A 22,169-nucleotide genomic window follows, 5' to 3' on the forward strand; every position below is an offset into this window, starting at 1 on the left:
GCCGGCGCTGTATTCTGGAAAAGATCTTGATGAATTTTTCGCGCCTGCTCTGCTCGGTTGCGCTGCTGCTCAATGCTTCACTGGCACTCGCCCAGGGTTTCAAAATCTCGGATATCCGAATCAACGGCCTGCAACGGGTCTCTGCTGGCAGTGTGTTCGGGGCATTGCCGCTGAACGTAGGCGATGAAGCGGATGACCGGCGCCTGGTGGACTCGACCCGCGCGCTGTTCAAGACCGGGTTCTTCCAGGACATTCAACTTAGCCGCGAAGGCGACGTGCTGATTATTAATGTAGTTGAACGGCCTTCGGTCGCCAGTATCGAGTTCGAGGGTAACAAGGCAATCTCCACCGAAGACCTGATGAAAGGCATGAAGCAGTCCGGCCTGGCTGAGGGCGAGATTTTCCAGCGAGCCACGCTGGAAGGCGTGCGCAACGAATTGCAGCGCCAATATGTTGCCCAGGGCCGCTACTCGGCCTCGGTCGACACTGAGGTCGTGCCCCAACCGCGCAATCGCGTGGGCGTGAAGATCAAGATAAATGAAGGCGAAGTGGCGTCGATCCAGCACATCAATGTGGTGGGCAATACAGCATTCCCGGATGAAGCACTGATCGACCAGTTCACGCTCAAGACCAGCAACTGGCTGTCATTTTTCAAGAACGACGATAAATACGCTCGGGAAAAACTCTCCGGCGACCTCGAACGGCTGCGCTCCTACTACCTGGACCGTGGGTATATCAACATGGATATCGCCTCGACCCAAGTCTCCATGACCCCGGACAAAAAACACGTGTATATCACCGTGAACATCCAGGAAGGCCAGAAATACAGGGTCCGTTCGGTGAAGCTGAGTGGTGAGCTGAAGGTGCCTGAGGATCAGGTCAATTCGCTGCTGCTCGTACAAAAGGGCCAGGTGTTTTCGCGCAAGTTGATGACCACCACTTCGGAGCTGATCACCCGTCGCCTGGGAAACGAGGGCTATACGTTCGCCAACGTCAACGGCGTTCCGCAGGTGCATGAGGAAGATCATACGGTTGACGTTACCTTCAGCGTCGACCCCGGCAAGCGGGCTTACGTCAATCGGATCAACTTCCGTGGCAACACCAAGACAGACGATAAGGTGCTGCGCCGTGAGATGCGCCAGATGGAAGGTGGCTGGGCCTCGACCTACTTGATCGACCAATCCAAAGTGCGCCTTGACCGTCTGGGCTTCTTCAAGGAAGTGAACGTAGAAACGCCGGCGGTGGCCGGTGTGGATGACCAACTGGACGTGAACTACGCCGTGGAAGAACAGGCGTCTGGATCGATTACCGCCAGTGTCGGCTTTGCCCAAAGTTCGGGCCTGATCCTCGGCGGCTCGATCAGCCAGAGCAACTTCCTGGGCACCGGTAATTACGCCAGCCTGGGGCTGACCCGCTCGTCGTACCAGAGCAAATACAACATCGGTTTTACCGACCCCTATTTCACTCCCGACGGCGTGAGCCTGGGCTACAACGCGTTCTACAGCAAGACTGACTACAACGACTACTACGATGATGGCGTTTCCTATTACGCAATCAATAGCTTTGGCCTTGGTACAACCCTGGGCTACCCGATCAACGAAACCTCTCGCCTGAGTTTTGGCCTCACGGCGCAACACGACAGCATTGAACCGGGCACCTACAGCGCAGACGAGATCTACGACTTCGTCGACCGCGAAGGCAAGGAGTTCACCAACTTCAAGGCCAACCTGGGCTGGTCGGAGTCGACGCTGAATAAGGGTGTACTGGCCACCCGCGGACACTCACAGAACCTCAACGTGATGGTGACAGTGCCCGGCAGCGACCTGAGCTTCTACAAGATCGACTACTCGGGGCAGACCTTCCTGCCTATCACCAACAGCACGTCGCTGCGCTTCCATACCAAGCTTGGCTACGGCGGCGGCTATGGCTCGACCGATAGCCTGCCCTTCTACGAAACCTACACGGCAGGCGGCGAAGGTAGTGTGCGTGGTTTTGAAAGTGGCACCCTCGGCCCACGCAACACCCCGGCCACCGGCGCCTACTCCAGCGCCGGCCAGGCGTACTACACCGACCGCGACACCGAGGCTTTGGGCGGCAATATCCTGATAACCGGCGGGGCGGAATACCTGTTCCCGGTGCCGTTTATCAAAGACAACAAATCCGTACGGACCTCAGTGTTCTGGGATGTAGGCACGGTGTATTCGGACAAGTGCTACCTCAGCACCACCCAGGGCTGTGGCAGCGTGGATTTGAGCCAGATGGCCAGCTCGGTAGGCGTGGGCGTGACGTGGTACAGCCCTTTGGGGCCGCTGAGTGTGAACTTGGCGTATCCGATTCGAACGCCGGATAATGCAGATAAGCAGGTGTTCCAGTTCTCCATGGGGCAAACGTTTTGATACGTGCGCGTTAGGCCTGATTGAGCTTCTCCTTCGCCGAGATGGATGCGCCGGATATGGGAAATTTTTCCAGCCCAGCAAAATCACCGCGCCTGCGCTGCTACCCTGGGCTGATTAAACAAAAGGGGCGCGACGACGAATGGAATCATGGAAGGCAGCAATCATCGCAGGGCTGGCGTTATTTTCCACTCAATCGATGGCAGGAGAGATCAAGAAACCCGGCGACCGCGCCATGTTCTGGACGACATCGGGGCCCACCTTCTTCAGCTCCTTCGCCAGTGATGCGACAAGTCATCCCAGCAAATATTTCGGCGCCGCCAAGGCCGATGCACTGGCGTTTATCGGTTCAGAGGGCGAGATCCGCGGCGCCCAGTTTGAGCAGGCGTCCAGGTACTATCACTCGACCTACAGCCCACCGTTCATGCCTGATATGCAATTAGCACAGGTCATCGCCACAACGTACTGAGCGAACCTCTCGGTATAGCGCTGTGAGTTAGCAGCGGATTTGGCACCGACCAGGACCTTGCAAGAGATTCCGAGCTGACCGCTAGAAGCCGCGGCCGACGGATCTTTCGAGGGTTCAGCGGCACTCAATCGGTGCCAACTACCTGCAAAATGGTTTGTCACCAAAACAGCAAGAAGTCGGGTGAATTTGCGGTCTGTTTGGCACTGCGGTTTGGGCCCAAAAACGTCGAATTTGGAGGTATGAGGCAGGCTCTCGAACGCGATTGTTTGATTCCAAATCGGCCCCTGGGCCTTGTGATCAAAGGGTCTTCAGGAGGCCCACAGCCCGTCAGCAATCAATTCGAATAGATGCGCCCTCCCCGCGCTCTGTTCCGTTTCCCTAGCGCACAATCGGAAGTCCGGCTTTCGCTGCTTCCGTTTGTCTTCAAAGGCACGGCCCGCGTGACGTACAGCCGGTTTCGCGGATGTTGGATGGTGACCTTTAAGAACGAAGAATCGGAACTGAGCTTCCAGGGTTTAGCGCCGCGGAGCCGGTGAGGAAAAACGCCCTAATCGCCCGGAAACAGGGCTTTTGGCAAGGCTATCTGACATGCGAAAAAGCTGAGAAAGGAAGAGAAATATCAGACAGGATTGGTGCCAAAGGCAGCGCGAAAAAGGGCCAAAAGCGGCGTGAACTCACACAACAGGGGTTTCCTTCATAGGTTCATGGTCGAGGATTGATGTTGTTCAAAGCATGTGCCCTGCCCAGATTTCGCGACCTACTAGATCGGCAGCAATCTCGATGAACGCATCCCCAACAAATTTTGCAGCCGGGCTGACTCGCCTGTCCGCGGGAAATACCTGGACCAATTTACGCATGGGAATAGGGTCGACCAAAGGTGCAGCACTGAGCACTCCCGATTCAATCTGCGTATAAATCGATGCCAGTGGCAAAGCTGTCAAACCGAAGCCATTACGAACCAGGTCAATCATCGCGCCGAAGGAGTCAGCTTCAACGCTGGTTTTGAGCTTGATGCCGACTTCTCGCGCACAATTATCCAGAATCACGCGAAGACTGTGGCGGGCGCTTGGCAACACCAACTGCTGCTCGGCCAAAGACTCGAATGACACCGGCACATCCAGGCGCAGCTTGGCACTGGCAGGTCCGACCAGCAGCAAGTTTTCCATCATTACCGGCACGATACGCAGCGTATGCAGGGGTTGGGGATCGTAAGAAATCGCCAGTTCCAATTCGCCACGCTGAACCCAATCCAGCAGATAACCGCTGAAGGCCGAGGAAAATCTGACGGCAAGATTCGGATGCGCCTCTTTGATTTTGCGCACTAAAGGAACGGTGACAATTTCCGCTACCGTCGGCGTCGTACCGATGACGACCGTTCCCCGAAAAGAGGTCTTTCCGCCCACCACCGAACTTCGAATGGATTCCATTTCCTCCATGATTCGAGTGGCATGCGCCAGCACCTCGCGACCAGCATCGGTAATCTCCATGCCTCGTCCATGTCGATCAAACAGGTAGGTGCCGAGTTCTTTTTCCAGCATTCGAATTTGTCGGCTGAGTGCCGGTTGTGCGATGTGAAGCCGGTCTGAGGCCTTGCTGAGACTGCCTAGCTCGGCCACATGAATCAAGGTTTTGAGTTGAACGACATCCATTACCAGGCCAGTCAAAGTCGGGCTCGGCGCGAAATGCGTCGAAAGTAGTCTGAGTGTAAACGCATTAGCGTTTCCTGGAATGCCACAGGGCCCGCGTCGCATGGGGCCTAATGGCTTTCTAGCCGGCTGTATCCCCCAGCCCGTAGGGGCTGCAAGACAAGCTATAGAATTTCGGTATATCAGTTAGACCTGGCTGACGGCTTATTACCCTCGTCACTCTGCGGTAGCGTGCAATCAACGTCGACGCCAAGAGCGATCGACTGACTACAAGAATAAGATTCGAGGGCTTGCCGCCATGATTTACTACCTTTCTCGTTACCTGACCGACCCGCCTTATACAGTCAGCGAACAGCTGACCTCTCATATACACCCCCCCGCTTCATGTGCCTTGGTCGTCGAAGGGTCACAGCACTTGCGTTAAGCACATCAACCCATCGAGCTAGCAACGTCGGACACGCATCAGCGTGGGCCTCGTATCGTCTCGCCTTGAAACAAGGGTGAACAGAATGTCTGCATCAACCAGCGACTCAACACGCCACACTGAAAAGTCCGATCAGATGAAAAGTCCGAATCGTGTCAGAGCCATCATGGGTGCCTGCTCGGGCAATCTGGTGGAGTGGTACGACTTTTTCATTTACGCCTATACCGCCATCTATTTTGCGAGCTCGTTTTTCCCCAAAGGCGACACCACCAGTCAGTTGCTCGCAACCGCCGGTGTCTTCGCCGTCGGCTTTTTCATGCGGCCGCTCGGCGGTTGGATTTTTGGCTGGATTGCTGATACCCGCGGCCGCAAGGTATCGATGATTATCTCGGTGTTCATGATGTGCGCCGGTTCCTTGTTGATTGCCGTCATGCCGACCTATGAAACCATCGGTGTGGCGGCGCCAGTTTTGCTTGTCGTTGCCAGGCTGATTCAGGGGCTGTCAGTGGGCGCGGAGTACGGCACCGGCGCCACCTACATCAGTGAAATCGCGACACCTGGGCGTCGTTGTTTCTATGGATCATTCCAGTACTTCACCATCATCGCAGGCCAACTCCTCGCCCTGATGACCGTGGTCATACTTCAACAAACCCTTACCGGCGAGGAATTGCGGGAATGGGGCTGGAGAATTCCTTTTTTCATCGGCGCCTTTAGTTCTATCGTAGTCGTGTATTTGCGTCGCGCGATGCATGAAACCGCCACAAAAAAAGAAATGAACCGCAAAGATGCCGGCTCGCTAAGTGGCATGTTCAAACACAAACGCGCAGTGGCACTGGTGGTCGCGTTTACCATTGGCGGTTCACTTTACTTCTACACCTTCACCACCTACATGCAGAAATTTCTGGTGATCTCTGCGGGGTTTAGTCCGGAAACGGTGAGTTTCATCATGACGGCCGCCCTGGTCGGTTTCATGTTTTGTCAGCCACTCTTTGGTCTGCTCGCTGACCGAATCGGAATCAAGGTCCATATGTTGTTGTTTTCCGGGTTGGCCATGCTACTGGTGATCCCCCTGCTCTATTCACTGCAATCAGTCAGTAGTCCATTTACAGCGTTCCTGCTGGTATTTGGCGGCCTGGCAATCGCGTCGCTCTACACCCCGATTGCCGGTATCGTCAAAGCTGAACTGTTCCCGCCAGCGGTACGTGCATTGGGTGTGGGCTTTCCTTATGCCGTCGGCAACGCGGCGTTCGGTGGCACCGCCGAATACGTCGCCTTGTCGCTTCGGTCGCAGGGTATTGAGGAGTATTTCTTCTTCTACGTCGCGGCCGTAGTAACCATCACGTTCATCGCAGCGATGCTAATGCCCAACCTGTCCCGCTATGGTTACATCAGCGGCTCGGGTGAGATCGAAGAACGCACCGGACTTAGGGGCTGCATCAAATCGCAGGCTGCAAGGATCTGAGGCACTGACGATTACCGTGGTTTTTTGAAAGGGCCCATGATGATCCATGGGCCCTTTTAAAATCATTGGATAGCGGATACCGATGCTACTTGTGATGAATGCTCTTGATGAACCGTGGTTACCTTTCCCGGTTTGGCCATGCCTGCAAATCCAGATCAAGATCCTTGAACTGACTTGAGTCGAAGACGGGCGTCTTGATGCCGGCCGAGTACTGCACACCGACGAAGATGTCGCGCATGGCAGCGCCTTTGGCCTTGTTCCTTACATTCGTATTGCCTACGCCCTGGATGACGCTTCATTGCGCCGGGCTTGCGAGGCGATCCGTACGTTCTGCACCTCTCTGCATTAATCATTTCCCTTCCCATAATGCGTGGTTATCGCCGTTGCCCAACAGGCCACGCATTCATCCCCCAGCTATACAAAATGGGCATATCTCAAAGACAAAAACGGTAGTCGTCCTTCTCCTCCATCCCTCCCAGAATGGGTGAAAACACAAAAGCAGCACTGCTTGGGAGATTGGCATGTCAACAGAAGCTGAACACACCGTGGGACAGGATTGGCAAGAGGACGTGTTCCGCGTGCTCAAGGCCCACGACGTCAAACACGTGGTCTTCGTACCGGATGCAGGCCACTCGGCGGCGATCCGTATGTCGTATGCAGACCCGGACATCAAGGCTGTTGTCCTCACCACCGAGGAAGAAGGCATCGGCTATCTCGCCGGCGCATGGCTTGGCGGCGAACGCGGCGCCCTCCTGATGCAGTCCAGCGGAGTCGGTAACTGCATCAACACTCTGGCACTTCAAGTCTGTGCCGGCTTCCCGCTGTTGATGGTGGTCACCATGCGCGGCGACTGGGCCGAATTCAACGCGTGGCAGAACCCGATGGGCCAGGCCACAGAAGCCTCCCTGAACCTGATGAAAGTGATGACCTGGCGCGCGGACGTCCCGGAAGACGTCGCCCCGCTGCTGCACGGTGCCGCGACCATGGCCTTCAACGGTGATTCGTCCACTGCCCTGCTGCTCGGCCAGCGCCTGATTGGAGAAAAGAAATGGGTCAAGTAAGCGCAAACCACACTCTGTGCCGCCGCGAAGTGGTCAAGGCCTTACTGGCCGACCGCAAAGACGTGCTGGTCGTGACGGGGCTGGGCTCTGCGTCCTATGACGTGATGGCCGCCGGTGACAACGATCTGAATTATTACCTCTGGGCCGCCATGGGCAGCGCAATCACTGTGGGCCTGGGCCTGGCGAATGCGCAGCCAAACAAATCGGTGGTGGTGGTCACCGGTGACGGCGAGTTGCTCATGGGGTTCGGCGCACTGGCCACGGTGGCACTGCAGAAGCCTGCCAACCTGACCATCGCGGTGCTGGATAACGGTCACTTTGGTGAAACCGGCATGCAAGTCAGCCACGCCGGTTTTGGTATTTCCCTGAATCAGGTCGCAAAGACTTGCGGCTTCAGCTGGACCGATGAAATCCGTGACATGGAAGGCGTACATAACTTGCGCGAGCGCTTTGCAACTCGCGATGGCGTCAAGCTTGCGACGATCAAAATCAAGGCGGAAAACCCGCCACGGGTGCTGCCACCACGTGATGGTCACTACATCAAGAATCGCTTTCGTGCCGCCCTGGGTTTCAACCCGATCTGATTGCCTTTTGCCCGGTCCCGGTCACGCAGGGCAGGTGCTGTGCGTGACGCGTGGAGGAGAATAATAATGACTGATCACAACTCTGAAGAACTCAATGCCATCCGCGAGGGCGTACGCGCTCTGTGCGCTGAATTCGATGCAGCTTACTGGCGTAAAGTCGATGAGGAAAAAGGTTTTCCGGAAACCTTCGTCAAGGCACTGACCGACGCAGGTTGGCTGGCAGCGATGATCCCTGTCGAATATGGTGGCTCCGGCCTCGGGCTGGCTGAGGCCTCGGTAATCCTGGAAGAAGTGAACCGCTGCGGCGGTAATTCCGGCACCGTGCACGGCCAGATGTACAACATGTTCACCCTGCTACGACACGGCAGCGAGGCGCAGAAAAGCTACTACCTGCCGAAACTGGCCAGCGGCGAATTGCGCCTGCAATCGATGGGCGTCACTGAACCCACCACTGGCACCGACACCACCAAGATCAAGACCACAGCGATCAAACGCGGTGACAAGTACGTGATCAACGGACAGAAGGTGTGGATCTCGCGGGTCCAGCACTCCGACCTGATGATCTTGCTGGCGCGTACCACGCCGTTGGCCGACGTGAAGAAAAAATCCGAGGGCATGTCGATCTTCCTCGTCGATCTACGGGAGGCCATCGGCAACGGCATGACCGTGCAGCCGATCGCCAACATGGTCAATCACGAAACCAACGAACTGTTCTTCGACAACCTGGAAATTCCTGCCGATAGCCTCATCGGCGAGGAAGGCAAAGGTTTCCGCTACATCCTGGACGGACTGAACGCCGAGCGCACACTGATCGCAGCCGAATGCATTGGTGACGGCCGCTGGTTTATCGAAAAAGCCAGCGCCTATGCGCGTGATCGCGTCGTGTTCGGACGCCCTATCGGGCAGAACCAGGGCGTTCAGTTCCCCATCGCTGAAGCACACATTGAAATCGAAGCGGCTGACCTGATGCGCTGGCGTGCTTGCGAGGAATACGACAGCGGTATCAACGCCGGGGCCAGTGCCAATATGGCCAAGTACCTGGCGGCGAAAGCCTCTTGGGAAGCCGCCAATGCGTGCTTGCAGACTCACGGCGGTTTTGGCTTTGCCTGCGAGTACGACGTCGAGCGCAAATTCCGTGAAACCCGTCTGTATCAGGTGGCGCCCATCTCCACCAACCTGATCCTGTCGTACGTTGCCGAACACCTGCTTGAACTGCCGCGCTCCTTTTAAAGGATCAGCGTAAAACCCAGCGCGTCGGCTCGAACAGGCGCGACTGGGGAGCCATGACAAAAGAGATAATAATCATGAGCCAATCCAAAGGCGTCCGTCCGCTCGATGGCATTACCGTCGTCAGCCTTGAACATGCCATTGCAGCTCCCTTCTGCACCCGACAATTGGCCGATCTTGGCGCGCGCGTGATCAAGGTCGAACGCCCAGGCACGGGTGACTTCGCCAGAGGGTACGACCAACGCGTCAACGGTCTCGCCTCGCACTTTGTCTGGACCAATCGTTCGAAAGAAAGCCTGACCCTCGATCTGAAACAAGATTCGGCCACCGAGGTGCTGGACAGCTTGCTGGCCACTGCCGATGTCCTGGTGCAGAACCTGGCGCCGGGTGCCGCAGCACGAATGGGACTTTCATTTGAGGCTTTGCATCAGCGGTTTCCGCGCCTGATCGTTTGTGACATTTCAGGCTACGGCGCAGGCGGCCCGTATGAAAAGAAAAAAGCCTATGACCTGTTGATCCAAAGCGAAGGCGGTTTCCTGTCGGTTACCGGCGGACCAGGTGAGGAAGAAATGGCCAAGGCAGGTTGCTCGATTGCTGACATCGCGGCCGGCATGTACGCCTACACCGGAATTCTGTCTGCCTTGCTGTTGCGTGGACGCACTGGCGAAGGTAGCCACCTTGATGTGTCGATGCTGGAAAGCCTGGTCGAGTGGATGAACTACCCGATGTACTACGCCTACGACGGCTCTCCCCCTCCCCCTCGCGCCGGCGCCGCGCACGCCACGATTTACCCCTATGGCCCCTTCCCTATCGGTGACGGCACCACAGTCATGCTGGGGTTGCAGAACGAACGAGAGTGGCGGCTGTTTTGCGACAAGGTACTGCTTACCCCTGAACTGGCGAAAGATGAACGCTTCTCTGCCAACTTCAAGCGCGTCGAAAACCGCCAGGCGCTGCGGGCACTCATCGTTGAATCGTTCTCCACACTCAATTTCGATGCCGTGTTTGATCGATTGGAGCATGCGCAAATTGCTAATGCTCGGGTCAATGACATGCAAGGTGTTTGGGACCATCCGCAACTTCAGGCGCGTGATCGCTGGCGGGAAGTCGAAACCTCCGCCGGTACCGTCCCGAGCTTGATACCTCCCGGCAGCAACAGCGCGTTCGAGCCACGTATGGATGCCGTACCGGGTCTCGGTCAGCACACCGAACAGGTGCTCAGGGAACTGGGGCTGGATACAGACCGTATTGAACTAATGCGCGCAGCCGGGGCGATTTAGCCTTCATCTGAAAACAAAAAACCTGCCTGCAACGATCAAAGTTTTTCGAGAGAACACTGCCCAATGAAAATGCTGGTAGCTGTGAAACGAGTGGTCGACTACAACGTCAAGGTTCGCGTCAAGGCGGACAATTCCGGCGTAGACCTCGCCAACGTCAAGATGTCGATAAACCCGTTCTGCGAAATCGCAGTGGAAGAAGCCGTACGCCTGAAAGAGAAAGGTGTTGCGACTGAAATCATCGTCGTCTCCATCGGCCCGACCACCGCTCAAGAGCAACTGCGCACCGCGCTGGCTCTGGGTGCCGATCGCGCCATCCTCGTCGAATCCGCCGAAGATCTGACGTCCCTGGCTGTTGCCAAACTGTTGAAAGCTGTTGTCGACAAGGAACAGCCTCAGCTGGTGATCCTCGGCAAACAAGCCATCGACAGCGACAACAACCAGACTGGCCAGATGCTCGCTGCATTGAGCGGCTACGGTCAGGGCACGTTCGCTTCGAAAGTCGAAATCAGCGGCGACAGCGTTGCTGTCACCCGCGAAATCGACGGCGGCGCACAGACGGTTTCCCTGAAACTGCCGGCCATCGTCACCACCGACCTGCGTTTGAACGAGCCGCGCTACGCGTCCCTGCCAAACATCATGAAAGCCAAGAAGAAGCCTCTCGAAGTGCTGACTCCGGACGCTTTGGGCGTTTCCACCGCCTCCACCAACAAGACCGTAAAAGTCGAAGCGCCTGCTGCACGCAGCACGGGTATCAAGGTCAAGTCGGTGGCGGAACTGGTCGAGAAACTGAAAAACGAAGCGAAGGTACTTTGAGTTAAGGAGCCTGAAATGACTATCTTGGTTATTGCTGAACACGACAATAAAGTGCTGGCTCCGGCCACGCTGAACACCGTGGCTGCTGCTGCAAAAATCGGCGGTGACGTCCACGTTCTGGTTGCAGGCCAGGGCGCTAGCGCAGTGGCTGAAGCCGCTGCGAAAATCGCTGGCGTGAGCAAAGTCCTGAACGCTGACAATGCCGCTTACGCGCATCAGCTGCCGGAAAACGTTGCTTCGCTGGTAGCCGAGCTGGGCGCTGGTTACAGCCACATCCTGGCTGCCGCCACTTCCAACGGCAAAAACATCCTGCCGCGCGTTGCCGCCCAGCTGGACGTTGACCAGATTTCCGAGATCATCTCGGTCGAAAGCACAGACACTTTCAAGCGTCCGATCTACGCCGGTAACGCCATCGCTACCGTGCAATCGACCGCTGCGATCAAGGTGATAACTGTGCGTGCCACCGGTTTCGACCCGGTTGCTGCTGAAGGTGGTTCGGCTGCCGTTGAAGCCGTCTCCGCTGCCCACGACGCTGGCATCTCCAGCTTTGTTGGCGAAGAACTGGCCAAGTCCGATCGTCCGGAACTGACCGCTGCCAAGATCGTCGTTTCCGGCGGCCGCGGCATGCAGAACGGCGACAATTTCAAACACCTGTACGCCCTGGCCGACAAGCTGGGCGCTGCCGTGGGTGCTTCGCGCGCCGCGGTCGACGCCGGTTTTGTTCCGAACGACATGCAGGTCGGTCAGACCGGCAAGATCGTTGCTCCACAGCTGTACATCGCCGTCGGTATCTCCGGCGCGATCCAGCACCTGGCCGGCATGAAAGACTCCAAAGTGATCGTTGCGATCAACAAGGACGAGGAAGCGCCGATCTTCCAGGTGGCCGATTACGGCTTGGTGGCGGATCTTTTTGAAGCGATTCCAGAAATGGCCACCCTGGCCTGATCACTGACCAATTGGAGCAAAGAATATGAGCATCAGTTCCGATTTTTCCGCCTGGATTGGACGACGTCAGGAAAGCCAGGACCGGATCAGTTTCACTCTGGTCAGACGCATCGCCGCGACATTGGGCGAGTCGGCACCACAACCTGGTGAGCCGCTGCCGCCCCTGTGGCACTGGGCATTTTTTCAGGAGCCGGTGGGTGCCAGCGAACTGGGGCCGGACGGCCATCCAGCGCTTGGGGGATTTTTGCCGCCGGCCCATAACCGCAATCGCATGTGGGCGGGAAGCCGAATTGAGTTTTTCCAGCCATTAAAAGTGGATGCTGAAGTGACCTGTGTATCGACCATCCTCAACGTCGAGGAGAAGCACGGTCGCACGGGTTCCTTATTGTTCGTCACAGTACGCCATGAGTTTTTCCAGGACGGCAAACGCGCGCTTCAAGACGATCAGGACATTGTGTACCGTGAACCTTCCCCGCCCAAACTTAACGGTACCGAAAAGCTACCTGAAGGCCAATGGCAGGAACGGATAGAGCCCACTCCAACCCTGCTGTTTCGCTATTCCGCAGTGACCTTCAATGGTCATCGTATTCACTATGACTGGCCGTATGTGACAGAGAACGAAGGTTATCCGGGGCTGGTGGTACATGGTCCATTGATCGCCACGTTGAGTTTGCGTGCCTTTACCAAAGCGCATCCAACTGCGCGCCTGGAGCGTTTCGCATTCCGCGGAGTACGACCTCTGATTTCGCCTAAGCCTTTCGAGGTGGGCGGACGTCTAATCGAAAACGGCAAGGCACAGGTCTGGGCCGGCAATCAGGACGGCACAGCACAGATTGGAGAGATCGAGTTCAGCAATGGAGCAACGCCATGAGCGAATCAATTGTTCGCTCCGCCCTGTTTGTGCCGGCCACTCGACCAGAGCGCATCTCAAAAGCTATTGCCACCGGAGCCGATCGAGTCATCGTTGACTTGGAAGATGCCGTGCAAGAAAACCTCAAGGAGCAGGCGAGGGATAATCTCGACGCGTTCCTGAGCGAAGCCCCGGATGCACGGATTCTGGTCCGAGTGAATGCCCCGGATCACTGGGCGCATGTTGCGGATCTGGATCTTTGCCGACGCCACGCCGGCGTTATCGGAATTCTGCTGCCCAAAGCAGAAAGCGCGAAACAGGTCACCACAGCTGCCGGTACCGAAAAACCGATTTGGCCAATCATCGAGAGCGCGAAGGGCTTGTCAGCACTCAACGAAATTGCCGGCACTCAAGGCGTTGAGCGGTTGTCGTTCGGTAGTCTGGATCTGGGTCTGGACCTGAACCTGTCTACTGGCAGCCCTGCCGCTGAAGAAATCCTTAGCCATGCGCGCTACGCCGTTTTGCTTGCAACCCGGGTTGCCGCGCTCGCTCCAGCGTTGGATGGGGTATTTCCGTCGATCCAGGACACCGCAGGGCTGCTACGTGCTGTTCGTTTTGCACGCGACATGGGCTTTGGTGGCGCGTTGTGTATCCATCCAACCCAAGTCGCGATCATTCATCAGGCGCTGAAACCAAGCCAGGAAGAATTGCACTGGGCGCAACGCATTATCGAAGCCGCTCGTTCAGGTGAAGGCGTTTTCGTGCTGGATGGGCAAATGGTCGATGCGCCGGTCATTGGTCGCGCACAATCCATTTTGGCTCGCGCGATCTGATTCAAAACCGGCGCTGTTGCTTAAAAGCTATGCATCCATTCCCATCCTACAGGACGGTGTCATGACTAACGTTTCCGGCCTTAGACCCGTGGCATCGATCATCACTGCGCGGGACGCCGCACATGCTCTGGAACTGGCCAATGACAGTGAATTCGGGCTCGCCTCGACCATCTACACGAGCAATGTCGAACTTGCCCAGAAGCTGGCCGGCGAACTGAAAACCGGAGGCGTATTCATCAATGGCTATTGCGCAACCGATCCACGCGTCACTTTCGGCGGCGTAAAGAAAAGCGGTTTTGGCCGTGAACTGTCGCATTTCGGTGTGCGCGAGCTCTGTAATGCACAGACCGTCTGGCTGGACCGTCACTAACAACAAGCGAGTCGCCAAGCCCCGCGAGACCTCTCGCTTCACCCTAATGAGGAGCTTTTGATGCGTGCCTTCCCTGCAATCCTGGGCGTTACCCTGACTGTGACCTTAAGTAGTACTGCCCTCATGGCTGCCGAACCCACCGGCACGCTTAAGAAAATCAAGACCTCGGGGACCATCACCCTGGGTCACCGAGACTCGTCCATTCCGTTCTCTTATATTGCCGACGGATCCGGTCAGCCGGTGGGCTACTCCCATGACATTCAATTAAAGATTGTCGAGGCTATCAAGCAAGAACTCGGTATGCCCAAGCTGAACGTACGGTACAACCTGGTGACATCACAGACGCGTATCCCACTGGTGCAAAACGGCACTGTGGACCTGGAGTGCGGCTCCACAACCAATACCGCCGAGAGAGCTCGGCAGGTCGATTTCTCGGTCGGCATTTTTGAAGCCAGCACCCGCCTGTTGGTCAGGAAGGATTCGGTTTACAAGGACTTTCAAGATCTCAACGGCAAGAACGTAGTGACTACTGCTGGCAGCACTGCCGAGCGGATGCTCAAGGTCATGAATGCCGAGAAAAAGATGAACATGAACGTAATCTCTGCCAAAGACATTGGCGAGTCTTACCAAATGCTCGAGTCCGGCCGCGCCATTGCGTTTATGCAGGACGACGCATTGCTGGCGGGCGAGATGGCCAAGGCGAAGAAACCGGAAGATTGGGTGGTGACTGGCACCCCGCAATCCAACGAAATCTATGGTTGCACAATGCGTCGGGGTGATCCGGATCTCAAAAAAGTCGTGGATGACTCGATCAAGTCACTTTTTGTCTCGGGTGAAATCAACGCCATCTACGATAAATGGTTTACTCAGCCCATCCCTCCCAAAGGCTTGAATCTCAAATTCCCCATGAGCGCAGAGCTCAAAACAATCATCGCCCAACCCAACGACCAACCGGCGCCGGAAAAGGCTCTTTAACGGCCGTCGCGTCGTTGAGTGCGAAGACGGTCATCGAATGACGGCAGCCGACTGCAAGGCTGCTGCCCGATCGTCTCTATGAGAGCGCATCGAGCTATCAACGACCGAGCTCAGATAGTGCGTTTGCTTTCATGGACATCTCGAAGTGCATGCCACGCCAAGTAGAAGACACCCGTGCGTCCGCAGAACAAGCCGACCGTAAACCCTGATGCGGCACCAGCAAGGGCGAGCATTCCCAAAGTGGCCGAGAATTCTGGATGTACGGCAGCTTGATAACCGATGAAGTATTTCACGGCAAAAAAGAGAAGCGAGATACCAAGAACTTTCCATGTCCCAGGAACGATCAGGTGCTTGCCCTCCTCGTCCAAAGTCAGTCCGCGTCGAGGAAATAGTGCAAATGCGACTAAGCCACCTAAAAGCATTCCCGTGACCCAACTGCCCACGGTCAACTCAACGCGGTCCGCGTAGCTGAGAGAAAGGAGTGACCAGACCACCAAAACAACCGGTGTGATGATCAGCGACCGCTGACTTTCACGACTGGTTTTCCTGGCACTCAAACCGTAGTAGCAGACCAAGAGAAATGCGCCGTAAACCCACAGTGGCGTGCCTTCCAGAGCATCGAGCATTGTTCAGCTTCCTTGCCAACGTTTATTGCCGGATGCTGGCACAGCCTCAGATACGTTGCCACTTATTTGAAATAAGACGAGCCCCCTCAAGAAGCGATATTCCGGCCCCTTCCCCACCTCTATTACGTCAGCACTCCTCCCCCGCGCCCATCGGCAACCAGCGGGAGGCATGAGTGTTGACGAATACAGGTGAACAACCCGCCACCTTGGAGGCGACCATGAACGCAGCATTGAAGATTTGCCAGGAGCATTTCGACGCTAAGTTGCCTCCAGAGGTCAGCGACGCGAATCCGGAACAGGAGTGGCTTGAACATTCTGCGGAACAGTTGGTGTGCGGCATGGACATCAAGTGGAAGCGTCGCCACGGCCAACCGCAGGTGGTGACGTTTGATCGGTATTGCACTTACCTGCAGGGCATCCTGAATCAGCGCCAGATCGACGGCCTGGACGAGCGTGATTCGTTCACTCGACTGTTCCTTTCCTCGATCCTTGGCAGTCAGGCGGATTCACGCGGGCACGCTGCGGAACTGATGGGCGAATAGCGTCCCATCGAAGCCGCGGAACGAATCGCCATGGATTTGCTCAGGCCCTACGCCTTTGACGCGGTTGCAGCAGAACGGGAAGAGCTCGAAGACGACGTGGATGGCAACCTATGAGCGCTCACATCCTTATCGACGACGCGCTCGAAATCCTCAAGCACGCTGCAAGCACTCCGGAAGAGGCGGTAATTGTTCAGCGGATGATCACTCAATTCCTCGTTGATCAGTCGCTAACCCTCAAAGAATTCGACCACTACTGCGCACGCCTCGCCCTACTTGGTGCACCGTAAACCAGATCGGCTGAAACAGAAGCAAGCACAGACAAAGGACCACTGGACGAAGGTTGAGGAGCGGTATTTGACCCGAGCATTCAAGGAGGCCAGACAGGCTGCGAACTGCTATGCGGGATGGAAGGAAGAGGAAATGCCGGGCTTTCACGAAGTGCGAGCGCTGTCGCTGCACCTGTACAAGAAAGCCGGAAAGGATGGGCAAAAGATCGCTGGCCATGCGAGCGAGGGCATGATCAAAAACTACCAGCGGGACCGGGACCATGAGGAAATCATCTGGTCAGAGGCGATTCCGGACCTGAATATCAGCGAAATCACTGGGTAGTTTTGCGCCAGTTTTGCGCAGGCACAAAAAAGCCGATCTATCTGATCGGCTCAAGTGTCTGATATTACTCAGGAATAATGGTCGGGACGGAGTGATTCGAACACTCGACCCCTAGCACCCCATGCTAGTGCGCTACCGGACTGCGCTACGCCCCGACTAGGCGTTTTACTGGGTTCGCTTCTGAACGAAGCGATCAGGAATATACCGCAAGCTTTTGAAATGTGGAAGTATTTTAAAAGCCTGTATTACTTCTTCAAAACCACCAGAACATCTTCTAGTTCGGAGATCATCTGGCGAATCATTTGCTTGTATTGGGTGGTATCGTCTTTGGCCTCATCACCGGACATGCGCTGGCGAGCGCCGCTGATGGTGAACCCCTGGTCGTACAGCAACGCGCGGATCTGTCGGATCATCAGCACATCCTGGCGCTGATAATACCGACGGTTCCCAGTGCGTTTGACGGGGTTAAGTTGAGGAAACTCCTGCTCCCAGTAGCGCAACACATGCGGTTTTACCGCACAGAGCTCGCTGACTTCACCAATGGTGAAGTAGCGTTTGCCTGGGATGACGGGTAGCTCGTCGTTATGACTTGGTTCCAGCATAAGCCTCAACTCGGGCCTTCAACTTCTGCCCTGGACGAAAGGTGACCACACGGCGAGCCGTGATCGGGATTTCTTCTCCCGTTTTTGGATTGCGGCCAGGCCGCTGGCGTTTGTCACGCAGGTCAAAGTTGCCGAAACCGGACAATTTGACCTGTTCGTTGTCTTCCAGAGCGTGTCTGATTTCTTCAAAAAACAGCTCGACCAATTCCTTGGCCTCGCGCTTGTTCAGACCCAACTCTTCGTACAGACGTTCCGCCATCTCAGCTTTCGTCAAAGCCCCCATACGTCACTTCCTTAACGTGGCGTTCAACCTTTGTTCGAGCGAGGTGAGGATATTTTGTGTCGTGGTATTCACCTCATCGTCATTAAGAGTGCGCGATGGATGCTGCCAGGTCAAGCCAACTGCAAGGCTTTTTCTATGCGGATCAATGCCTTTACCTTGATAGACGTCAAATAGCCTGAGGTCTGTCAGCCATTCCCCTGCATTTTCACGGATAACATCCAAAACGGCAGTGGCGGCAACTTCACGGTCAGCGATCAGTGCCAGGTCGCGGCGCACTTCTGGGAAGCGCGACAGCTCGCTGAATTTAGGCATCTTGCCCGAGGCGACTTCAGCCAGGACCAACTCGAAAACGAATACTGGACGGTCGAGACCGAGGGTTTTCGACAATTCTGGGTGGATAGCACCGACGAAGCCTACCAAGCGACCTTCACGTTCAATACGTGCAGTCTGCCCTGGATGCAGCGCCGGGTGGCTGCCAGGAACGAAGGTGAACGCATCCAATGCACCAGCAAAGCCAAGGACGGCTTCCACGTCAGCCTTGACGTCGAAGAAGTCCACAGCATCGCGGCCCTGCGCCCAGCCCTCCGGCAAGCGACTGCCGCAGACAACACCGGCCAGCATCGGCTCTTGCTTCAAACCGTCCAACTGACCAACGAAACGCAGACCACTTTCAAACATGCGCACGCGGTCTTGCTGGCGGTTCAAGTTGTGGGAAAGGGCCTTCACCAGACCAGGCCATAGAGACGAGCGCATCGCGGCCATGTCGTTGGAGATCGGGTTGGCCAGCAACAGGGGCTGGACACCAGGGTTGAACAGTTCGAACTGTCTCGGATCGATGAAGCTGTAGGTCACCGCTTCCTGGTAACCACGGGCAACCAGCAGACGACGCAACTCTGGCAAGTGCGCACGTGCCTCGGCCTTGGGTTGCGGTGCCAGGCGCGCTTGCGGATAACGAACCGGCAGGCGGTTGTAACCGTACAGACGAGCCAACTCTTCGATTAGATCGACTTCCAGGCTGATATCGAAGCGATGGCTTGGCACTTCAACATGCCACTGCCCTTCCCCACCTGCAGAAATATTCAACCCGAGGGCCGACAACAGTTGCTCGATTTCAGCCGGTGCGATGACCAGGCCGAGCATTTGCTCAACGCTTTTAGCGCGCAGGGTGATCGGTGCCACAGATGGCAGGTACTGTTGGCTGACAGTCTCGGTGATCGGACCGGCTTCGCCACCGGTAATATCCAGCAGCAGGCCAGTGGCGCGCTCCATGGCTTCACGGGCCAGCTTCCAGTCTACGCCACGCTCGTAACGGTGCGACGCATCGGTGTGCAAGCCATAGGAACGGGCCTTGCCAGCGATGGCGATTTGGTCAAAGAATGCGCTTTCAAGGAAGATGTCGCGAGTGGTCGCGGAAACACCGCTGTGCTCGCCACCCATTACGCCGGCGATCGCAAGAGCGCGGGAATGGTCAGCGATCACCAGGGTGTCGGCGCGCAGGCTGACTTCCTGGCCGTCGAGCAGAACCAGCTTCTCGCCTTCTTCAGCCATGCGTACGCGGATGCCACCGTTGATTTCGGAGAGATCGAATGCGTGCAGCGGTTGGCCCAGTTCCAGCATCACGTAGTTGGTGATGTCGACGGCAGCGTCGATGCTGCGCACGTCGGCGCGGCGCAGGCGCTCAACCATCCACAGTGGAGTTGGCTTGGACAGGTCGACGTTGCGAATTACGCGGCCCAGGTAACGTGGGCAGGCAGCTGGCGCTAGCACCTCAATCGGACGCACTTCATCGTGTACCGCAGGCACGGCGGCAACTACTGGACGGGTAACCGGGGCGTTGTACAGCGCGCCCACTTCACGGGCCAGCCCAGCCAGGGACAGGCAGTCGCCACGGTTTGGGGTCAGGTCGACCTCGATGCTGGCGTCTTCCAGTTCCAGGTAGACACGAATGTCCTGGCCAACAGGCGCATCCGCCGGCAGCTCCATCAAGCCGTCGTTACCTTCGCCTACCTGCAGCTCCGCCTGGGAGCACAGCATACCGTTGGACTCAACGCCGCGCAGCTTAGCCTTCTTGATCTTGAAATCGCCTGGCAGTTCGGCACCGATCATGGCAAATGGAATCTTCAGACCCGGGCGCACGTTGGGCGCTCCGCACACCACCTGGAAAGTTTCCGCGCCGTTGCTGACCTGGCACACACGCAGTTTGTCGGCATCCGGGTGCTGCTCGGTGCTAAGCACCTCGCCCACAACCACGCCACTGAAAACACCGGCGGCCGGCGTTACGCTATCGACCTCAAGACCGGCCATCGACAGACGAGCAACCAGCGCGTCGCGATCTACCTGCGGGCTTACCCAGCCGCGCAGCCATTGTTCACTGAATTTCATCCTGCTCTCCTAAAGATTCGTTACGACTAGCGAAATTGCGCGAGGAACCGCAAGTCGTTGTCGAAGAACAGACGCAAGTCGTTCACGCCGTAACGCAGCATGGCCAGACGCTCAACGCCCATGCCGAAGGCAAAGCCCGAGAACTCTTCCGGATCGATCCCGGACATGCGCAGCACGTTGGGGTGAACCATGCCGCAGCCCATCACTTCCAGCCAACCAGTCTGTTTGCAGACTCGGCAGCCTTTACCGCTGCACATCACGCATTCCATGTCGACTTCAGCGGAAGGCTCGGTGAACGGGAAGAACGATGGACGGAAACGTACCGCCAGCTCTTTCTCGAAGAACACTCGCAGGAACTCTTCGATGGTGCCTTTGAGGTCGGCGAAGTTGATATCGCGATCAACCAGCAGGCCTTCGACCTGATGGAACATCGGCGAGTGGGTGATATCGGAGTCGCTACGATAAACGCGACCTGGGCAGACGATGCGGATCGGCGGTTTGTTCGCTTCCATGGTGCGGACCTGTACCGGTGAGGTATGGGTGCGCAACAGCATGTTCGCGTTGAAATAGAAGGTGTCGTGCATCGACCTGGCCGGGTGATGGCCTGGGATGTTGAGCGCCTCAAAGTTGTGATAGTCGTCTTCGACCTCAGGGCCTTCGGCAATGCCATAGCCTATATGGGTGAAGAACTGCTCGATACGTTCCAGAGTCCGGGTGATCGGATGTAGACCGCCCGAGGCTTGGCCACGGCCAGGCAAAGTTACATCAATAGACTCGGCGGCGAGTTTGGCCGCGAGATCGGCCTCCTCCATCGACGCCTTGCGCGCATTGAGAACCTCTGTGACGCGCTCCTTGGCAACGTTAATCAGCGCGCCGACTTGCGGGCGCTCTTCGGCTGGCAAATTCCCCAGGGTCTTCATCACCTGAGTCAATTCACCCTTTTTGCCAAGGTAGTGAACCCGGATTTGCTCCAGGGCATTGATATCTTCAGCGCTTTGCACAGCCTCAAGAGCTTGAGCGACGAGCGCGTCCAGGTTTTCCATGTACAGACTCCAGATACAAAATAGGGGAAGAGCTTGAAGGCTCTTCCCCTATTTATGACGTTTACCACCTTGGGCTACAGGAGCAGCCCAAGGTGACTGTCGGGGGTACTTAAGCCAAGGAGGCTTTAGCTTTCTCGACAATCGCAGCAAACACCGCTTTTTCGTTCACGGCCAGTTCAGCCAGAACCTTACGGTCGATTTCGATGGACGCTTTTTTCAGGCCAGCGATGAAACGGCTGTAGGACAGACCGTTAACACGCGCACCGGCGTTGATACGAGCGATCCACAGAGCGCGGAACTGACGTTTTTTCTGACGACGGTCACGGTAGGCGTATTGGCCTGCCTTGATTACCGCTTGTTTGGCAACACGGAATACGCGTGAACGCGCGCCGTAGTAGCCTTTAGCAAGTTTCAGAATTTTTTTGTGACGCTTACGGGCCATGACGCCACGCTTTACACGAGCCATGAGTTACTTCCTCTATTCTTGATCCAAAATTAACGAAGGCGCAGCATGCGCTCGACTTTTGCCACGTCAGACGGATGCAGCAAGCTGCTACCGCGCAGTTGACGCTTACGCTTGGTCGACATTTTGGTCAGGATGTGGCTCTTGAAAGCGTGCTTATGCTTGATACCGTTAGCAGTTTTCAGAAACCGCTTAGCAGCACCACTTTTAGTCTTCATCTTTGGCATGTTCGGATACTCCGCATTCAGTTGATAAACATAATCAGAAGGCCTGCCGTGCCCTGTTGA

General features: G+C 56.4%; 22 protein-coding genes, 1 tRNA gene and 3 pseudogenes. 17 read left to right on the forward strand and 9 right to left on the reverse strand.

Annotation, left to right across the window (positions count from 1 at the left end; all coding sequences use genetic code 11):
• Positions 1 to 29: 29 nt before the first annotated feature.
• A complete protein-coding gene (gene bamA, locus BW43_RS14250; protein ID WP_032886947.1) occupies positions 30 to 2,396 on the forward strand; it encodes an outer membrane protein assembly factor BamA in 2,367 nt (788 codons plus the stop codon).
• A 139-nt stretch (positions 2,397 to 2,535) separates the two neighbouring features.
• Positions 2,536 to 2,862 (forward strand): DUF2388 domain-containing protein, encoded by a 327-nt coding sequence (locus BW43_RS14245; RefSeq protein ID WP_032886948.1) that lies wholly within the window; start codon positions 2,536 to 2,538, stop codon positions 2,860 to 2,862.
• Between the two features lie 725 nt (positions 2,863 to 3,587).
• Here the strand turns inward: BW43_RS14245 and BW43_RS14240 are convergent.
• Complete coding sequence (locus BW43_RS14240; protein WP_032886950.1) at positions 3,588 to 4,511, reverse strand: LysR substrate-binding domain-containing protein; 924 nt, start codon at positions 4,509 to 4,511, stop codon at positions 3,588 to 3,590.
• A gap of 506 nt (positions 4,512 to 5,017) precedes the next feature.
• Between BW43_RS14240 and BW43_RS14235 the strand changes: the two genes are divergently transcribed.
• From BW43_RS14235 to BW43_RS14185, 12 genes and pseudogenes are all read left to right on the forward strand, one after another.
• The gene (locus BW43_RS14235; protein WP_032886952.1) at positions 5,018 to 6,394 is read left to right on the forward strand and encodes an MFS family transporter; all 1,377 of its coding nucleotides are present in this window, start codon (positions 5,018 to 5,020) and stop codon (positions 6,392 to 6,394) included.
• A gap of 199 nt (positions 6,395 to 6,593) precedes the next feature.
• Positions 6,594 to 6,743, forward strand: a pseudogene (locus tag BW43_RS29275) (aspartate transaminase); the annotation flags it as partial.
• 172 nt (positions 6,744 to 6,915) lie between these two features.
• Positions 6,916 to 7,455 (forward strand): thiamine pyrophosphate-binding protein, encoded by a 540-nt coding sequence (locus BW43_RS14230; protein ID WP_003442221.1) that lies wholly within the window; start codon positions 6,916 to 6,918, stop codon positions 7,453 to 7,455.
• A complete protein-coding gene (locus BW43_RS14225) occupies positions 7,443 to 8,039 on the forward strand; it encodes a thiamine pyrophosphate-dependent enzyme (RefSeq protein WP_032886955.1) in 597 nt (198 codons plus the stop codon). Before BW43_RS14230 ends, BW43_RS14225 begins: the two co-directional genes overlap by 13 nt.
• Before the next feature lie 66 nt (positions 8,040 to 8,105).
• Positions 8,106 to 9,269 (forward strand): acyl-CoA dehydrogenase family protein, encoded by a 1,164-nt coding sequence (locus tag BW43_RS14220; protein WP_032886957.1) that lies wholly within the window; start codon positions 8,106 to 8,108, stop codon positions 9,267 to 9,269.
• 74 nt (positions 9,270 to 9,343) lie between these two features.
• Positions 9,344 to 10,546 carry a CaiB/BaiF CoA-transferase family protein gene (locus BW43_RS14215; protein ID WP_032886960.1) on the forward strand — a complete coding sequence of 401 codons (1,203 nt, stop codon included), beginning with the start codon at positions 9,344 to 9,346 and terminating at the stop codon, positions 10,544 to 10,546.
• Between the two features lie 63 nt (positions 10,547 to 10,609).
• Positions 10,610 to 11,359 carry an electron transfer flavoprotein subunit beta/FixA family protein gene (locus BW43_RS14210; RefSeq protein WP_032886962.1) on the forward strand — a complete coding sequence of 250 codons (750 nt, stop codon included), beginning with the start codon at positions 10,610 to 10,612 and terminating at the stop codon, positions 11,357 to 11,359.
• Between the two features lie 15 nt (positions 11,360 to 11,374).
• A complete protein-coding gene (locus BW43_RS14205; RefSeq protein WP_032886964.1) occupies positions 11,375 to 12,304 on the forward strand; it encodes an electron transfer flavoprotein subunit alpha/FixB family protein in 930 nt (309 codons plus the stop codon).
• A 25-nt stretch (positions 12,305 to 12,329) separates the two neighbouring features.
• Positions 12,330 to 13,175, forward strand: coding sequence for a MaoC family dehydratase N-terminal domain-containing protein (locus BW43_RS14200; protein WP_032886965.1), 846 nt, complete (start codon positions 12,330 to 12,332; stop codon positions 13,173 to 13,175).
• Positions 13,172 to 13,987 carry a CoA ester lyase gene (locus BW43_RS14195; RefSeq protein WP_032886966.1) on the forward strand — a complete coding sequence of 272 codons (816 nt, stop codon included), beginning with the start codon at positions 13,172 to 13,174 and terminating at the stop codon, positions 13,985 to 13,987. Before BW43_RS14200 ends, BW43_RS14195 begins: the two co-directional genes overlap by 4 nt.
• A gap of 85 nt (positions 13,988 to 14,072) precedes the next feature.
• Positions 14,073 to 14,357: pseudogene (locus tag BW43_RS14190) on the forward strand (aldehyde dehydrogenase family protein); the annotation flags it as partial.
• Between the two features lie 60 nt (positions 14,358 to 14,417).
• Complete coding sequence (locus BW43_RS14185) at positions 14,418 to 15,332, forward strand: transporter substrate-binding domain-containing protein (protein WP_032886969.1); 915 nt, start codon at positions 14,418 to 14,420, stop codon at positions 15,330 to 15,332.
• Positions 15,333 to 15,442: 110 nt separating this feature from the next.
• On the opposite strand, the gene BW43_RS14180 is transcribed toward BW43_RS14185, so the two are convergent.
• Positions 15,443 to 15,958: a hypothetical protein gene (locus BW43_RS14180; protein ID WP_032886970.1), complete on the reverse strand. Its 516-nt coding sequence runs from the start codon at positions 15,956 to 15,958 to the stop codon at positions 15,443 to 15,445.
• 218 nt (positions 15,959 to 16,176) lie between these two features.
• Between BW43_RS14180 and BW43_RS0127470 the strand changes: the two genes are divergently transcribed.
• The 3 genes and pseudogenes from BW43_RS0127470 to BW43_RS0127475 all read left to right on the forward strand — a co-directional run.
• On the forward strand, positions 16,177 to 16,500 hold the full coding sequence (locus BW43_RS0127470) for a hypothetical protein (protein WP_256226361.1): 324 nt from the start codon (positions 16,177 to 16,179) through the stop codon (positions 16,498 to 16,500).
• Positions 16,501 to 16,610: 110 nt separating this feature from the next.
• Positions 16,611 to 16,787 (forward strand): hypothetical protein, encoded by a 177-nt coding sequence (locus BW43_RS28950; protein ID WP_032886971.1) that lies wholly within the window; start codon positions 16,611 to 16,613, stop codon positions 16,785 to 16,787.
• Positions 16,762 to 17,109, forward strand: a pseudogene (locus tag BW43_RS0127475) (integrase); the annotation flags it as partial. The gene BW43_RS28950 and the pseudogene BW43_RS0127475, both read left to right, overlap by 26 nt.
• A 78-nt stretch (positions 17,110 to 17,187) precedes the next feature.
• Here BW43_RS0127475 and BW43_RS14170 read toward each other — a convergent pair.
• The 7 genes from BW43_RS14170 to rpmI all read right to left on the reverse strand — a co-directional run bounded on the left by BW43_RS14170 (position 17,188) and on the right by rpmI (position 22,109).
• Positions 17,188 to 17,264 (reverse strand) — tRNA-Pro (locus tag BW43_RS14170).
• A 90-nt stretch (positions 17,265 to 17,354) separates the two neighbouring features.
• A complete protein-coding gene (locus BW43_RS14165; RefSeq protein ID WP_003219935.1) occupies positions 17,355 to 17,711 on the reverse strand; it encodes a MerR family transcriptional regulator in 357 nt (118 codons plus the stop codon).
• Positions 17,692 to 17,994: an integration host factor subunit alpha gene (ihfA, locus tag BW43_RS14160; protein ID WP_002553164.1), complete on the reverse strand. Its 303-nt coding sequence runs from the start codon at positions 17,992 to 17,994 to the stop codon at positions 17,692 to 17,694. Before ihfA ends, BW43_RS14165 begins: the two co-directional genes overlap by 20 nt.
• A gap of 3 nt (positions 17,995 to 17,997) precedes the next feature.
• Positions 17,998 to 20,376 (reverse strand): phenylalanine--tRNA ligase subunit beta, encoded by a 2,379-nt coding sequence (gene pheT / locus BW43_RS14155; RefSeq protein ID WP_032886972.1) that lies wholly within the window; start codon positions 20,374 to 20,376, stop codon positions 17,998 to 18,000.
• A gap of 26 nt (positions 20,377 to 20,402) precedes the next feature.
• Positions 20,403 to 21,419, reverse strand: coding sequence for a phenylalanine--tRNA ligase subunit alpha (pheS, locus tag BW43_RS14150; RefSeq protein WP_032886973.1), 1,017 nt, complete (start codon positions 21,417 to 21,419; stop codon positions 20,403 to 20,405).
• Between the two features lie 109 nt (positions 21,420 to 21,528).
• Complete coding sequence (gene rplT, locus BW43_RS14145; RefSeq protein WP_003192488.1) at positions 21,529 to 21,885, reverse strand: 50S ribosomal protein L20; 357 nt, start codon at positions 21,883 to 21,885, stop codon at positions 21,529 to 21,531.
• Between the two features lie 29 nt (positions 21,886 to 21,914).
• Positions 21,915 to 22,109 (reverse strand): 50S ribosomal protein L35, encoded by a 195-nt coding sequence (gene rpmI, locus BW43_RS14140; RefSeq protein ID WP_002553160.1) that lies wholly within the window; start codon positions 22,107 to 22,109, stop codon positions 21,915 to 21,917.
• Between the last annotated feature and the right edge of the window lie 60 nt (positions 22,110 to 22,169).

It is taken from the genome of Pseudomonas sp. RIT357, from assembly GCF_000632245.1.
GTDB classification, from domain to species: domain Bacteria; phylum Pseudomonadota; class Gammaproteobacteria; order Pseudomonadales; family Pseudomonadaceae; genus Aquipseudomonas; species Aquipseudomonas sivasensis.

Excerpts from the sequence above, each read along its gene's own strand:
- BW43_RS14195 (WP_032886966.1), top strand. The coding sequence starts at position 13,172 with ATGAGCGAATCAATTGTTCGCTCCGCCCTGTTTGTGCCGGCCACTCGA.
- pheS (WP_032886973.1), bottom strand. The coding sequence starts at position 21,419 with ATGGAAAACCTGGACGCGCTCGTCGCTCAAGCTCTTGAGGCTGTGCAA.
- BW43_RS14215 (WP_032886960.1), top strand. The coding sequence starts at position 9,344 with ATGAGCCAATCCAAAGGCGTCCGTCCGCTCGATGGCATTACCGTCGTC.
- BW43_RS28950 (WP_032886971.1), top strand. The coding sequence starts at position 16,611 with ATGAGCGCTCACATCCTTATCGACGACGCGCTCGAAATCCTCAAGCAC.
- BW43_RS14220 (WP_032886957.1), top strand. The coding sequence starts at position 8,106 with ATGACTGATCACAACTCTGAAGAACTCAATGCCATCCGCGAGGGCGTA.
- BW43_RS14205 (WP_032886964.1), top strand. The coding sequence starts at position 11,375 with ATGACTATCTTGGTTATTGCTGAACACGACAATAAAGTGCTGGCTCCG.
- BW43_RS14165 (WP_003219935.1), bottom strand. The coding sequence starts at position 17,711 with ATGCTGGAACCAAGTCATAACGACGAGCTACCCGTCATCCCAGGCAAA.
- BW43_RS14185 (WP_032886969.1), top strand. The coding sequence starts at position 14,418 with ATGCGTGCCTTCCCTGCAATCCTGGGCGTTACCCTGACTGTGACCTTA.
- pheT (WP_032886972.1), bottom strand. The coding sequence starts at position 20,376 with ATGAAATTCAGTGAACAATGGCTGCGCGGCTGGGTAAGCCCGCAGGTA.
- BW43_RS14245 (WP_032886948.1), top strand. The coding sequence starts at position 2,536 with ATGGAATCATGGAAGGCAGCAATCATCGCAGGGCTGGCGTTATTTTCC.
- ihfA (WP_002553164.1), bottom strand. The coding sequence starts at position 17,994 with ATGGGGGCTTTGACGAAAGCTGAGATGGCGGAACGTCTGTACGAAGAG.
- rplT (WP_003192488.1), bottom strand. The coding sequence starts at position 21,885 with ATGGCTCGTGTAAAGCGTGGCGTCATGGCCCGTAAGCGTCACAAAAAA.
- BW43_RS14180 (WP_032886970.1), bottom strand. The coding sequence starts at position 15,958 with ATGCTCGATGCTCTGGAAGGCACGCCACTGTGGGTTTACGGCGCATTT.
- BW43_RS14225 (WP_032886955.1), top strand. The coding sequence starts at position 7,443 with ATGGGTCAAGTAAGCGCAAACCACACTCTGTGCCGCCGCGAAGTGGTC.
- BW43_RS14240 (WP_032886950.1), bottom strand. The coding sequence starts at position 4,511 with ATGGATGTCGTTCAACTCAAAACCTTGATTCATGTGGCCGAGCTAGGC.
- BW43_RS14235 (WP_032886952.1), top strand. The coding sequence starts at position 5,018 with ATGTCTGCATCAACCAGCGACTCAACACGCCACACTGAAAAGTCCGAT.
- bamA (WP_032886947.1), top strand. The coding sequence starts at position 30 with ATGAATTTTTCGCGCCTGCTCTGCTCGGTTGCGCTGCTGCTCAATGCT.
- BW43_RS14200 (WP_032886965.1), top strand. The coding sequence starts at position 12,330 with ATGAGCATCAGTTCCGATTTTTCCGCCTGGATTGGACGACGTCAGGAA.
- BW43_RS14230 (WP_003442221.1), top strand. The coding sequence starts at position 6,916 with ATGTCAACAGAAGCTGAACACACCGTGGGACAGGATTGGCAAGAGGAC.
- BW43_RS14210 (WP_032886962.1), top strand. The coding sequence starts at position 10,610 with ATGAAAATGCTGGTAGCTGTGAAACGAGTGGTCGACTACAACGTCAAG.
- rpmI (WP_002553160.1), bottom strand. The coding sequence starts at position 22,109 with ATGCCAAAGATGAAGACTAAAAGTGGTGCTGCTAAGCGGTTTCTGAAA.
- BW43_RS0127470 (WP_256226361.1), top strand. The coding sequence starts at position 16,177 with ATGAACGCAGCATTGAAGATTTGCCAGGAGCATTTCGACGCTAAGTTG.